Origin of the sequence: Mesorhizobium sp. CA7, assembly GCF_020165015.1 — a bacterium.
Lineage (GTDB): Bacteria > Pseudomonadota > Alphaproteobacteria > Rhizobiales > Rhizobiaceae > Mesorhizobium.
Window position 1 is genome coordinate 27,621 of sequence record NZ_JAIUHH010000009.1, and the last position, 13,627, is coordinate 41,247.

Genomic DNA, 13,627 nt, shown 5'->3' on the forward strand with positions numbered 1-13,627 from the left:
GTCGGGGCAAGGTCACGCCCGATGATCGAAGATTCGCCCTTTGTCGCAGCCGCGCCCGTGCTGGTGCCAATGCCCGCCGAACGGCCCTATACCTATGCCGTGCCGCCCGGCATGCGCGTGATGCCGGGCTCGATCGTGCGCGTGCCGCTCGGGCCGCGCCAGGTCGCGGGCATCGTCTGGGACGGCGCCGTCGAAACCGTCGATACGAAGAAATTGCGGCCGATCGAGGAGGTGTTCGACTGCCCGCCGATCGACAGGGCGATGCGCCGCTTCGTCGACTGGATCGCGCAATACACGCTCTCTGCCCCCGGCATGGTGGCGCGCATGCTGCTCAGAGCTCCCGAGGCTTTCGACCCGGAGCCGTGGATCGAAGGGCTGCAGCGCACGCTGGCCGAACCGGACCGGTTGACCGACGCGCGGCGGCGCGTGTTGGAGGCGGCCGAAGGCGGCCTTGCCTGGACGCGCTCTGGGCTGGCGCATGCCGCGGGCGTGTCCTCGACGGTCATCGACGGGTTGCGGGCACAGGGCGTATTCGAGACGGTGATGATCCCGCCGCGTCCGGTGGTGGCGGCGCCCGATCCCGGCCATGCCATGCCGGAATTGATGCCTGACCAGAAAGCGGCGGCGGACAAGCTGCGCGCCGCGGTCGCCGCCGACGCTTTCAACGTCACGCTGCTCGACGGCGTCACCGGCTCCGGTAAGACGGAAGTCTATTTCGAAGCGGTGGCAGCTGCGCTCGACAAGGGCAGACAGGTGCTGATCCTGTTGCCGGAAATCGCGCTGACGCATGCCTTCCTGGAACGTTTCCAGGACCGGTTCGGCGCCAAGCCGGCGGAGTGGCATTCCGACCTGCCGCCGCGGATGCGCGAACGCGTCTGGCGCCAGATCGCGGAGGGCGGCGTGCGCGTCGTCGCCGGCGCGCGTTCGGCGCTGTTCCTGCCGTTCAAGGAACTCGGCCTGATCGTCGTCGACGAGGAGCACGACCCCGCCTACAAGCAGGAAGATCGCGTCTTCTACAATGCGCGCGACATGGCGGTGGTGCGCGGCCATATCGGCGGCTTCCCGGTCGTGCTCGCCTCGGCGACGCCCTCGGTGGAAAGCCGGGTCAATGCCAGCCAGGGCCGCTACGACCGGGCCGTGCTGTCGGCCCGTTTTGCCGAGGCGGCGCTCCCCGACCTGAAGTCGATCGACATGCGGCGTTCCCCGCCGGCGCGAGGCGGCTTCCTGTCGCCTGTCCTCCTGGAGCAGATGCAGCGCACTCTGGAGAGACAAGAGCAGTCGCTGCTTTTCCTCAACCGGCGCGGCTATGCGCCGCTGACGCTCTGCCGCGTCTGCGGCCATCGATTCGGCTGCCCGGTCTGCTCGGCCTGGCTGGTCGAGCACCGGTTTCGCGGCCAGCTCGTCTGCCATCATTGCGGCCATAACGAGCGGCGGCCGGAAGCCTGCCCGGAATGCGGCACGCTCGACCATCTGGTGGCATGCGGCCCAGGCGTCGAGCGCATCGCGGAGGAAGTGGTCGGGCATTTCCCCGATGCCCGCACCATCGTGCTGTCGTCCGATCTTCTGGGCGGCGTGCGCCGGCTCAGGCTCGAGCTCGAGGCCGTCGCCAATGGCGAGGCCGATATCGTCATCGGCACGCAGCTGGTCGCCAAGGGTCATAATTTTCCCGGCATGACGCTGGTCGGCGTGGTCGATGCGGATCTGGGATTGGCCAATGGCGATCCGCGCGCCGCCGAGCGCACCTTCCAGTTGCTCAGCCAGGTGACGGGCCGCGCCGGCCGCACCGGCAAGAAGAGCCTCGGCCTCTTGCAGACCTACCAGCCGGATCATCCGGTGATGCGCGCGATCGTCTCGGGCGATTCGGAAGCGTTTTACGAGCGCGAGATCGCCGAGCGCGAGCGGGCGGCGCTGCCGCCCTTCGGCCGGCTCGCCGGCATCATCGTCAGCGCCGCGACACGCGGCGAGGCGGAAAGCCATGCGCGAGGGTTAAGGCGCGCGGCGCCGCAGGCTACCGATCTCTTCGTGCTCGGTCCGGCAGAGGCGCCATTGTCGCTGATCGGCGGGCGGCACCGCTTCCGGCTGCTGGTGCAAGGCGAACGGCGCGCGGACATGCAGGGTTTTATTCGGGCCATGCTGGCGGAAGGACCGAAGCTGCGCGGCTCGGTCAGGGTGCAGGTCGACATCGACCCGCAGAGCTTCTTATAACCGGGAGAGACAGTCCCAACGGAGTGTTCGTTTGTGAAAACCCTCGGCCTGATCGGCGGCATGAGTTGGGAATCGACGGCGATCTATTACCGCCTGCTCAACGAGATCGTGCGCGAGCAGCTGGGCGGGCTGCATTCGGCCAAGCTGTTGCTGTGGTCGTTCGATTTCGCCGAGATCGCCGAACGCCAGCATGCCGGCGACTGGGAAGGCGCCGGCGCTCTTCTGGTGGAAGCCGCGCGCAAGCTGGAGGCGGGCGGGGCCGAGGGCTTGGTGATCTGTACCAACACCATGCACAAGCTCGCCGACACGGTGCAGGCGGCCATATCGATCCCGCTCATCCATATCGCCGACGCCACGGCGCAGGCTGTCCTCGATGCCAGAGTGAAGCGGCCGGCGCTGCTGGCGACACGCTTCACCATGGAACAGGATTTCTACAAGGGACGGCTCGCGGAGAAATACGGGCTGCAGCCGATCGTGCCCGACCAGGGCGGCCGCGACATGGTGCATCGGGTGATCTATGACGAGCTCTGCCAGGGCATCGTCAGGACCGAATCGAAATCCGCCTATCTCGACGAGATCGGCCGGATGCGGCGCACCGACCGGGTGGACGGCGTCATCATGGGATGCACCGAGATCACCATGCTGATCGGCCAGGGCGATTTCGACGTTCCGGTCTTCGACACCACGCGCATCCATGCGGCGGCCGCGGTCGATTTCGCGCTCGCCTGATGCGCAGTACCTAAATGTGCCCGCCGTCCTCTGGCGCGCCTTCATTCCCCGGCTAGAATGCCCCTGTTTCAGAACAAGAAATAAGAGGGGATTTTATGGACTTCGCGTTTCCGTGGCCCGCCAGCCAGGGTGAGTGGCTGGCTTGGTCGAGCGCCGTCGTGACCTTGGCGCTCGGCCTATTCCTGTTCGTGGCGCCCGGGCTTGCGTTTCGCGCGCTGCGCCTGCAGCCGAGGCCCGAGAAAGCGGCGGCGATCGCCGAGGGACGCGGCCGCATGTCGGGCTTTTATCTCGGCGTCAGCCTGTGCTGCATTCTTCTGGCGCAGCCGCTGCTTTACATGGCGCTGGGCTTCTCTTGGCTGTTCACCGCCTTCGGCCGGCTTCTGTCGATGATGTCGGACGGCGCCAACACCCCTTTCAACTGGGTGTCGATCGTGGTTGAATTGGCGCTGGCGGCGCTGCCGCTGGCCTTTGCCTTCGGCTTTGTACCGTGAATCCGGCGCTTGGGATCGGCGCCAGCCGCCTGATGCGACAAAAGTGCCTGAAAACCATGCCGGACGATGCATTGCGGTCTTAAAAAGCCTGTGCTAGACGGCAATCGACTTTCGACCGGGGATAGCGGAAGCCGCGCCTCCGTGCTTGGAAAAATGCAGTAAGGTCAAAGATTTAGCCAGAGTTCTCGCTCGCGCCAACAATCTGCGGCCTGTCAGACAAGAGAAAAGACGGTCCGTGGCCCAATCGTCATCGCCAATCTCAGCTGTCGCCGAACGCTATGCAGGCTCGCTGTTCGAGCTTGCGCTGCAGGACAATTCAGTCGCCAAGGTCGAGGCCGACCTGGCCAGCTTCGAGGCAATGCTCAACAGCAGCGACGATCTCGCGCGGCTGATCAACAGCCCGGTGTTTTCCGGCGAGGACCAGGCAAGGGCCATCGCCGCCATCGCCGACAAGGCCCAGATCACCGGCCTGGTGGGCAATTTCCTGCGCGTCGTCGCCAAGAACCGCCGCCTGTTCGCGGTACCCGGCATGATCAAGGCATTTCGCCAGATCGCAGCCGACCATCGCGGCGAGGCATCGGCCGAGGTCACCTCGGCGCATGCGCTGACGGCGGCGCAGCAGGCTGAACTCCAGGCGACGCTGAAGGGCATCGCCGGCAAGGACGTAGCCATTGCCATGACCGTCGATCCGTCACTGCTCGGCGGCCTGATCGTCAAGATGGGCTCGCGCCAGATCGATACGTCGCTCAAAACCAAACTCAATTCGCTCAAGCTTGCACTGAAAGAGGTCGGCTGATGGACATCCGCGCCGCGGAAATTTCCGCAATTCTGAAAGACCAGATCAAGAATTTCGGCAGGGAGGCCGAGGTCTCCGAAGTCGGCCAGGTTCTGTCCGTCGGTGACGGCATCGCCCGCGTCTACGGCCTCGATAACGTCCAGGCCGGCGAGATGGTCGAATTCCCGGGCGGCATCCGCGGCATGGCGCTGAACCTCGAAGCCGACAATGTCGGCGTCGTCATCTTCGGTGCCGACCGCGACATCAAGGAAGGCGACACCGTCAAGCGCACGGGCGCCATCGTCGACGCGCCTGTCGGCATGGGCCTGCTCGGCCGCGTCGTCGACGCGCTGGGCAATCCGATCGACGGCAAGGGCCCGATCAAGGCGACCGAACGCAAGCGTGTCGACGTCAAGGCGCCCGGCATCATCCCGCGCAAGTCGGTGCATGAGCCGATGTCGACCGGCCTCAAGGCCATCGATGCGCTGATCCCGGTCGGCCGCGGCCAGCGCGAGCTGGTCATCGGCGATCGCCAGACCGGCAAGACCGCCATCATCCTCGACACGATGCTGAACCAGAAGTCGGTGCACGACAACGGCCCCGAGAAGGAAAAGCTCTACTGCGTCTACGTCGCCGTCGGCCAGAAGCGCTCGACCGTCGCGCAGTTCGTCAAGGTGCTGGAAGAGCGCGGCGCGCTCGAATATTCGATCATCGTCGCCGCCACCGCGTCCGATCCGGCGCCGATGCAGTTCCTGGCGCCGTTCACCGCCTGCACCATGGGCGAATATTTCCGCGACAACGGCATGCATGCGCTGATCAGCTATGACGATCTGTCGAAGCAGGCCGTCGCCTACCGCCAGATGTCGCTCCTGCTGCGCCGCCCGCCGGGCCGCGAAGCTTATCCGGGCGACGTCTTCTACCTGCACTCGCGCCTGCTCGAGCGTGCCGCAAAGCTCAATGACGACAACGGCAACGGGTCACTGACCGCGCTGCCGATCATCGAGACGCAGGCCAACGACGTGTCCGCCTACATTCCGACCAACGTGATCTCGATCACCGACGGCCAGATCTTCCTCGAAACCAACCTGTTCTTCCAGGGCATCCGCCCTGCAGTGAACGTCGGCCTGTCTGTGTCGCGTGTCGGCTCTTCGGCGCAGATCAAGGCGATGAAGCAGGTCGCCGGCTCGATCAAGGGCGAGCTCGCGCAGTATCGCGAAATGGCTGCCTTCGCGCAGTTCGGCTCCGACCTCGACGCGGCAACGCAGCGTCTGCTCAATCGCGGTTCGCGCCTGACGGAGCTGCTCAAGCAGCCGCAATTCTCGCCGCTCAAGGTCGAGGAGCAGGTCGCGGTGATCTTCGCCGGCGTCAACGGCTATCTCGACAAGCTGGCGTTGAACCAGGTCGGCAAATTCGAGCATGGGCTGCTCAGCCACATGCGCTCGACCGGCAAGGACGTGCTTGACGGCATCCGCAAGGAGAAGGCGCTGTCGGACGATTTGCGCGCCAAGCTCAAGGCAGAGATCGACGCCTTCGCCAAGACCTTCGCTTGAACGAAGCTGGACGGGATCAGGTTTGAAGCATGGCTTCGTTAAAAGACCTTCGTAACCGTATCGCCTCGGTCAAGGCGACGCAGAAGATCACCAAGGCGATGCAGATGGTCGCCGCGGCGAAGCTGCGTCGCGCGCAGGAAGCGGCGGAAGCAGCCAGACCCTATTCCGAGCGCATGGGCGCGGTCCTGGCCAACATCACCCAGGCGATCGGCGGCGGCGGCGATGCCCCGGCGCTGATGACGGGCACCGGCCGGGACGATGTGCATCTGCTTATCGTCTGCACGGCCGAGCGCGGCCTGTGCGGCGGCTTCAACTCGCAGATCGCGCGTCTCGCCCGCGACCACATCCGCAGGCTGCTGGCCGACGGCAAGCAGGTGAAGATCATCTGCGTCGGCAAGAAGGGCTATGACATCCTGCGCCGCGAATACGCTTCGATGATCCTCGAGCGCGTCGACCTGCGCGAAGTGAAGACGCTCGGCTTCGCCAATGCCGATGCGATCGCGCGCAAGGTCATCCACCTCTTCAACGAGGGCGGCTTCGACATCTGCACGCTGTTCTATTCGCAGTTCAAGTCGGTGATCAGCCAGGTCCCGACGGCGCAGCAGATCATCCCGGCGGCGGCCGTCGGGTCGACCGCTCCCGAGGCGACCAGTGGCGGCAATGCCGTCTACGAATACGAGCCGGAGCCGGGCGAGATCCTCTCCGACCTCATCCCGCGCAACATCGCCGTGCAGATCTTCCGCGCGCTGCTTGAAAACGCGGCCGGCGAGATGGGCGCCAAGATGAGCGCGATGGACAATGCGACGCGCAATGCCGGCGACATGATCAACAAGCTGTCGATCACCTACAACCGCCAGCGGCAGGCGCAGATCACCAAGGAACTGATCGAGATCATATCGGGCGCCGAGGCGCTCTAGGCACGCGCGGGCGGGGTCCGAGACCTCGCAGCGGCGTGAACAACGGATAGACGAAAAGGGCAAAGACGATGGCGAAAGCAGCTACCCCGAAGACCGCGGCCAAGGAGGCACCGGCCCCGAAGGCGGCAAAGGCCCCGGCAGCAGCCGCGAAGGCCGCCGCTCCGGCGAAGAAGGCGGCCGCTCCGGCCAAGGCCGCGGCTTCCGCAGCCAGCGTTGCGGCCAAGCGCGTCGGCGCCGCCGGCAAGGTCCGCCAGGTCATCGGCGCCGTCGTCGACGTGCAGTTCGAAGATCACCTGCCGGCCATTCTGAACGCGCTGGAAACCGACAATGTCGGCAACCGCCTGGTGCTCGAGGTCGCCCAGCATCTCGGCGAAAACACCGTGCGCTGCATCGCCATGGACTCGACCGAAGGTCTCGTCCGCGGCCAGGACGTCTATGACACCGGCGCGCCGATCTCGGTTCCGGTCGGTCCTGGCATGCTCGGCCGCATCATCAACGTCATCGGCGAGCCGGTCGACGAGGAAGGCCCGGTCGACGGCGTCGAAATGCGCGCCATCCACCAGCCGGCTCCGGCCTATGTCGATCAGTCGACGGAAGCGCAGATCCTGGTCACCGGCATCAAGGTTCTCGACCTCCTGGCGCCTTATGCCCGCGGCGGCAAGATCGGCCTGTTCGGCGGCGCCGGCGTCGGCAAGACCGTGCTGATCCAGGAACTGATCAACAACGTCGCCAAGGCGCATGGCGGTTTCTCGGTGTTCGCCGGCGTCGGCGAGCGCACCCGCGAAGGCAACGACCTCTATCATGAGTTCATCGAATCGGGCGTCAACAAGAAGGGCGGCGGTGCCGGCTCCAAGGCCGCGCTCGTCTACGGCCAGATGAACGAACCGCCGGGCGCACGCGCCCGCGTCGGCCTGACCGGCCTGACGGTCGCCGAATATTTCCGCGACCAGGGCCAGGACGTGCTGTTCTTCGTCGACAACATCTTCCGCTTCACGCAAGCGGGCTCGGAAGTGTCGGCGCTGCTCGGCCGCATTCCTTCCGCCGTGGGCTACCAGCCGACGCTGGCGACCGACATGGGCGCGCTGCAGGAACGCATCACGACCACGACCAAGGGCTCGATCACCTCGGTGCAGGCCATTTACGTGCCGGCCGACGACTTGACCGACCCGGCGCCGGCGACCTCCTTCGCCCACCTCGACGCCACGACCGTGCTGAACCGCGCGATCTCGGAAAAGGGCATCTATCCGGCCGTCGATCCGCTGGATTCCACCTCGCGCATGCTCGACCCGATGGTCGTCGGCGAGGAGCACTACCAGGTCGCCCGCCAGGTGCAGTCGATCCTTCAGCGCTACAAGTCGCTGCAGGACATCATCGCCATCCTTGGCATGGACGAGCTTTCGGAAGAGGACAAGCAGACGGTTGCCCGCGCCCGCAAAATCGAGCGCTTCCTGTCGCAGCCGTTCTTCGTCGCCGAAGTGTTCACCGGATCGCCGGGCAAGCTGGTCGACCTTGCCGATACCATCAAGGGCTTCAAGGGCCTTTGCGCCGGCGACTACGACCACCTGCCGGAAGCCGCCTTCTACATGGTCGGCGGCATCGACGAGGCGGTCGAGAAGGCGCAGCGCCTGGCGGCTGAAGCGGCATAAGAAAGCGAATAGCGAATAGGGAGTAGCAAATAGGGAGCAACGAGTTTGGCGAGTTTCTTCACTACTCGCTACTCGCTATTCCCTACTCGCTAAATTGAACATGGCTGAAGCTTTCAAGTTCGAACTGGTCTCGCCGGAGCGGCTGCTCGTTTCCGAGCAGGTCGAGTCGGTCGTCATCCCGGGCGCCGAAGGCGAGATGACGGTGATGGCGCAGCACGCGCCGGTCATGACGACCATCAAGCCCGGCGTCGTTACGATAAAGACCGCGGGCGGCAAGGAAGAGCGCTTCGTCGTGTTCGGCGGTTTCGCCGACATCCTGCCTTCCGGCTGCACGCTTCTTGCCGAATCGGCAACGCATGTGAACGACATCGATCGCGCCGATCTTGCTCGTCGCATCCAGGAGGCCAAGGAAGACGCGGCCGACGCCAAGGACGACGAGAGCCGCAGCAAGGCTGAGCAGTTCCTCAGCCAGCTCACCACGCTGGAAGGCGCGCTGCTGCCGGCCTGATTTCGGCTGCCGGGAAGCGTTTTACAAAGCGGGGCTAGTCCCGCTTTTTTGTTTTTGCTGTTTGCGAGACAGTTTCGCGCTGCATGGGGCGCAATCCCTGGCGGGTAGGCGGGCGAATAGCTATTCGGCCAGCCTTGGCGGCTCGCTGCCGATGCCGAGCGCGGCAAAAGCCAGCGTCGGACCGCCCTGCTTGAAATGGACGAGGTGGGTGGCGACAAACTCGATCAACCTTTGTCGTTCCGCGTGGCCTTTGGCAAAGCCGGCGAGGTCGAACACAGCCTCGGCCAATGTTGCGGTCGGCAGATTGCGGCCGAACAGGTCGCCGAGGGCGGCATCGAGCGGATCGGTGAAATGGCCATCAGGCAAGCTGCTGCCGCGGGCGGCGCATGCGGCGATCCAGGCGGCGACAACCAGCGACAGATGTTCCGGCAGCAAGCCAGCCTCCAGCCGGGCGAGGGCGGAGGCGACGATGCGTTGCGGCAGCTTCTGGCTGCCGTCATTGGCGATCTGCGCAGTGCGGTGGGCGAGCGCGGTGTTGGAAAAGCGTTCGGCGAGCTCGGCCGTGTAGGCGCTTGTGTCGAGCCCGGCCTGCTGCGGCAGGGTTGGAATAGCCTCGGCCCAGAGCCAATCGACGAACTGCCGGATCGACGGATCGGCAAAGGCGCGGTCGACGGTGGCGTGGCCGCTGAGCAGGCCGAGATAGGCGATGCCGGAATGCGCGCCGTTGAGCAGCCGCAGCTTCATGTCCTCGAAGGGGCCGACATCCTCGACCATGGTGACGCCGAATTTCTCCCAGGCAGGCCGCCCGGCGGGAAAGCGGTCCTCGATCACCCATTGCCGGAACGGCTCGGTCATCACCGGCCACGCGTCATCGATGCTGAGCTCGCCAGCGATGCGGGCGCGATCGGCGTCCGTGGTCGCCGGCACGATGCGATCGACCATTGAGGACGGGAAGGCCACTTCATCGGCGATATGGCCTGCCAACGGCCGGTCGCCGGAGCCTGTCTGGACGTCGCGCAATTTCGCGAACTCGACCAACAACCGATGCAGCGTCGCGCCGTTGGCCGGCAGGTTGTCGCAGCAGAGCACCGTGAAGGGCGGCGTGCCGGCGGCGCGGCGGCGCGCGAGCGACTCGGCGAGAAATCCATGCGCCGTCTTCGGCGATACCGGGTTGGCGAGGTCGTGGACAATTTCGGGGTGCGCGCTGTCGAGCGTGCCGTCGGCTGCTCTCAGATAGGCCTTTTCGGTGATGGTGAGCGTGACGATGCGGATGCGCGGATCGGTGAGCGCGGTGAGCACCGCGCCCGGGTCCTCCGGGGCGACGAGCAAGGACTGGATCGAGCCGATGACCTGCAGCTGTTCGCCGGCGCTGTCGCGGATTGCCAGCGTGTAGAGCCCGTCCTGCGGCGCCAGCGCATCGCGCGTGTCGGGGCTGCGCAGCGAGACGCCGATGATGCCCCAATCGCTCTCGCCATCCGCCAGACAGGCATCGACATAGGCGGCCTGATGGGCACGGTGAAAGGCGCCGACGCCAAGATGGACGATGCCGGGCGCGACGGACTTGCGGTCATAGCGAGGCACCAGAACTTCGGCCTGCAGCTCCGCAAGGGTGGCGTTGGACAGACGGCCGTTCATGGAAGCTTGTCTCCGATCGGAAAACGACGGCAGCGACCTAACACCCGCTGTCGCCGTGCACAATGGCCACGTTCCTTTCGAAAGTCATCATACAACTGCATAATATTTGTATGTTGACATTATCTCTGGCCGATCTACCAATAGCGAAGCCTGGGAGGAGCTGCGTGGCCGTATTGACCGATCCGGACCTGCTGTTTTCGCCGGAAACGCGATCATTGGCGCAGGCCCTCTACGCGGGGGTGAAGGACCTGCCAATCGTCAGTCCGCACGGCCACACCGACCCGCGCTGGTACGCGCTCAACGAACCGTTTTCCGACCCGGCGCAGCTCTTGATCGTGCCGGACCATTACATTTTCCGCATGCTGTTCAGCCAGGGCGTGCGGCTGGAGGAACTCGGCGTCCCGACGCTCGACGGCGCACCCGTCGAAACCGACGGCCGGGCGATCTGGCGGCGCTTCGCCGAGCATTATTATCTCTTCCGCGGCACGCCCACACGGCTGTGGCTCGATCATGTGCTCGAGCATCTGTTCGGCATCGGGGAGCCGCTTACCGCAGCCAGCGCCGACCGCATCTACGATACGATCGCCGCGCTGCTGCAACGCGACGACTATCGGCCGCGCGCGCTGTTCGAACGCTTCAACATCGAGGTGATCGCGACGACCGAAGGCGCGCTCGACGACCTCAAATGGCACCGGACGATCCGCGACAGCGGCTGGAAGGGTCGCGTCGTCACCGCGTATCGGCCGGACGCCGTGGTCGATCCCGATTTCGAGGGCTTCGCGGCCAATCTGGATACGCTCGGCGAGATCACCGGATGCAACACCGGCAGCTGGTCCGGCTATCTCGAGGCGCATCGAAAGCGCCGCGCCTATTTCAAGGAGTTCGGCGCGACCTCGTCCGATCACGGCCATCCGACGGCCGAGACCGCCAATCTCTCCGACGCGGCGGCGCAGGAGCTGTTCAACCGCATCCGGCGCGGCTCCGAGGATGAGCGCGAGCGAAAACTGTTCCGAGCCCAGATGCTGACCGAGATGGCCAAGATGAGCCGTGACGACGGCCTGGCGATGCAGATCCATCCTGGATCATGGCGTAATCATTCGCCTTCCATTTTCCAGAAATTCGGCCGCGACAAGGGCTTCGATATCCCGACCCGGACCGATTATGTGTCGGCGCTGAAGCCGCTGCTCGACTGCGTCGGGCTGGAGCGCGACCTCACGATCATCCTGTTCACGCTCGACGAGACGAGCTATGCGCGCGAGTTGGCGCCGCTCGCCGGCGTCTATCCGGCGCTCAAGCTCGGGCCGGCCTGGTGGTTCCACGACAGCCCGGAAGGAATGCGCCGCTTCCGCGAGATGACCACTGAGACGGCGGGCTTCTACAACACCGTCGGCTTCAACGACGACACGCGCGCCTTCCCGTCGATCCCGGCGCGCCACGACGTCGCGCGGCGTGTCGACTGCGCCTTTCTGGCGCGGCTGGTCGCCGAGCATCGCCTCCGGGAGGAGGAGGCGCACGAGCTGGCGCGGGAGCTTGCCTACTCGCTTGCCAAGAAGGCGTACCGGCTCTGAGCCGGGACATCCGAGATTTTTGAAGGGAGGAAAGACATGTTGCGTATTTCGAGATTGCTGGCGGCGACATTCGCCATCGGGTCCTTGGTGATCGGAGCCGCGCAGGCCGAAACCGTCCTGCGCTCTTCGGACACCCATCCGGACGGCTATCCGACAGTCGAGGCGGTCAAATACATGGGCGAGCTGATCAAGCAGCGCACCAACGGACGCTATTCGATCGAGGTCTATCATTCGGCGCAGCTCGGCGAGGAAAAGGATACGATCGAGCAGACCCAGGCCGGCGTCATCGACCTCGATCGCGTCTCCATGGGGCCATTCAACGGCATCGTGCCGGAAACCGCCGTGCCGTCGTTGCCCTACATCTTCCGCTCGGTCGAGCACATGCGCCATGTCATGGACGGGCCGATCGGCGACCAGATCCTGAAGGCGTTCGAGGCGCATGACCTTGTCGGACTCGCCTTCTACGATTCCGGCGCGCGCTCCTTCTACAACACCAAGAAGGACATCGCCTCGATGGCAGATATGAAGGGCATGAAGTTCCGCGTCATCCAGTCGGACGTCTTTGTCGACATGGTCAATGCGCTCGGCGCCAACGCCACGCCGATGGCCTATGGCGAGGTCTATTCGGCGCTGCAGACCGGCGTCATCGACGGCGCCGAGAACAACTGGCCGAGCTTCGAATCCGCCAAGCATTACGAGGTCGCCAAGCACTACACGCTGGATCAACACCAGATCGTGCCGGAGGTGCTGGTGATGTCGAAGGCAAGCTGGGACAAGCTGGCGCCGGAAGACCAGGCGATCGTGCGCCAGGCGGCCAAGGACAGCGTCGTCAAGATGCGCGAGCTGTGGGACGCGCAGGAGAAGAAGTCGCGCGACATCGTCGAGAAAGCCGGCGTCAAGATCAGCGAGATCGACAAGCAGCCGCTGATCGACGCCATGAAGCCGGTCTACGACAAATATCTGTCGACGCCCGAGCTCAAGGACCTCGCCGCCCGTATCCAGGCGACGAAATGACCGGGATGAGCAACGGGCCCGGTGGCACGGAGGCTTCCGTGTTGCCATCCAGCCGGTCGGGTCCGAAAGGGTTCTGGCTGCGGGTGGAACGCGCCCTTTCCGGGCTTGCGCGGTTGGCCTTATGGGTCAGCGGCACCGGGTTGACGCTGATGACCGTCATCATCTTCTGGCAGGTCTTCTCGCGCTACATGCTGAACCGTTCGCCGAGCTGGACCGAGTCCTCATCCGTGCTGCTGATGGGCTGGTTCATCTTTCTCGGCGCGGCCGTCGGCGTGCGCGAGCGCACGCATCTCGGCTTCGACGTGCTGCTCTATGTCTTGCCTGCCTCGGCCAAGGCGGTGCTGCGCAGCATTTCCGATCTCGTCGTGCTGGCCTTCGGCGCCGGCATGATCGTCTATGGCGTGCAGCTGGCCAGGCTGACCTGGAACACGGTGATGCCGTCGCTCGCCTTGCCCGGCGGCGTCAGCTTCCTGCCGGTCATCCTAGGAGGCGCGCTGGTCTGCCTGTTTTCACTCGAGCGGCTGGCGGGGCGTTTTGCCGGGCTGCCGGTCGATGCCGACATCTACGCGACCGGCGAGGAGCTCTGAAC

At 65.1% G+C, this 13,627-nt stretch carries 12 protein-coding genes; 11 read left to right on the forward strand and 1 reads right to left on the reverse strand.

Annotated elements, in window-relative coordinates; all coding sequences use genetic code 11:
* The first annotated feature begins 21 nt into the window (after positions 1–21).
* The 8 genes from LB552_RS17340 (at position 22) to LB552_RS17375 (ending at position 8,821) form a co-directional block, all read left to right on the forward strand.
* Positions 22–2,205, forward strand: coding sequence for a primosomal protein N' (locus LB552_RS17340; protein ID WP_224608644.1), 2,184 nt, complete (start codon positions 22–24; stop codon positions 2,203–2,205).
* 33 nt (positions 2,206–2,238) lie between these two features.
* Complete coding sequence (locus LB552_RS17345) at positions 2,239–2,934, forward strand: aspartate/glutamate racemase family protein (protein ID WP_224608647.1); 696 nt, start codon at positions 2,239–2,241, stop codon at positions 2,932–2,934.
* A 95-nt stretch (positions 2,935–3,029) separates the two neighbouring features.
* Positions 3,030–3,425 (forward strand): DUF4345 family protein, encoded by a 396-nt coding sequence (locus LB552_RS17350; protein ID WP_224608650.1) that lies wholly within the window; start codon positions 3,030–3,032, stop codon positions 3,423–3,425.
* A 235-nt stretch (positions 3,426–3,660) separates the two neighbouring features.
* Positions 3,661–4,221 (forward strand): F0F1 ATP synthase subunit delta, encoded by a 561-nt coding sequence (locus LB552_RS17355; RefSeq protein WP_095769731.1) that lies wholly within the window; start codon positions 3,661–3,663, stop codon positions 4,219–4,221.
* On the forward strand, positions 4,221–5,750 hold the full coding sequence (gene atpA, locus LB552_RS17360; protein WP_224608654.1) for a F0F1 ATP synthase subunit alpha: 1,530 nt from the start codon (positions 4,221–4,223) through the stop codon (positions 5,748–5,750). The genes LB552_RS17355 and atpA overlap by 1 nt, the downstream gene beginning before the upstream one ends.
* A gap of 29 nt (positions 5,751–5,779) precedes the next feature.
* Positions 5,780–6,667 carry a F0F1 ATP synthase subunit gamma gene (locus tag LB552_RS17365; protein WP_140841833.1) on the forward strand — a complete coding sequence of 296 codons (888 nt, stop codon included), beginning with the start codon at positions 5,780–5,782 and terminating at the stop codon, positions 6,665–6,667.
* A gap of 68 nt (positions 6,668–6,735) precedes the next feature.
* Entirely contained in the window at positions 6,736–8,313 is a 1,578-nt protein-coding gene (gene atpD, locus LB552_RS17370; RefSeq protein ID WP_224608657.1) for a F0F1 ATP synthase subunit beta, read from the forward strand.
* A 100-nt stretch (positions 8,314–8,413) separates the two neighbouring features.
* A complete protein-coding gene (locus LB552_RS17375; protein WP_095769727.1) occupies positions 8,414–8,821 on the forward strand; it encodes a F0F1 ATP synthase subunit epsilon in 408 nt (135 codons plus the stop codon).
* Positions 8,822–8,941: 120 nt separating this feature from the next.
* Here the strand turns inward: LB552_RS17375 and LB552_RS17380 are convergent, their stop codons facing one another.
* The gene (locus tag LB552_RS17380; RefSeq protein WP_224608660.1) at positions 8,942–10,456 is read right to left on the reverse strand and encodes a mannitol dehydrogenase family protein; all 1,515 of its coding nucleotides are present in this window, start codon (positions 10,454–10,456) and stop codon (positions 8,942–8,944) included.
* A 164-nt stretch (positions 10,457–10,620) separates the two neighbouring features.
* On the opposite strand from LB552_RS17380, the gene uxaC reads away from it, so the two are divergent.
* The 3 genes from uxaC to LB552_RS17395 are packed head-to-tail and all read left to right on the forward strand — an operon-like array spanning position 10,621 to position 13,625.
* Entirely contained in the window at positions 10,621–12,024 is a 1,404-nt protein-coding gene (uxaC, locus tag LB552_RS17385) for a glucuronate isomerase (protein WP_224608663.1), read from the forward strand.
* Positions 12,025–12,060: 36 nt separating this feature from the next.
* Positions 12,061–13,038, forward strand: coding sequence for a TRAP transporter substrate-binding protein (locus LB552_RS17390; protein WP_224608666.1), 978 nt, complete (start codon positions 12,061–12,063; stop codon positions 13,036–13,038).
* 5 nt (positions 13,039–13,043) lie between these two features.
* Positions 13,044–13,625, forward strand: coding sequence for a TRAP transporter small permease (locus LB552_RS17395; protein WP_411966246.1), 582 nt, complete (start codon positions 13,044–13,046; stop codon positions 13,623–13,625).
* Positions 13,626–13,627: the final 2 nt, after the last annotated feature.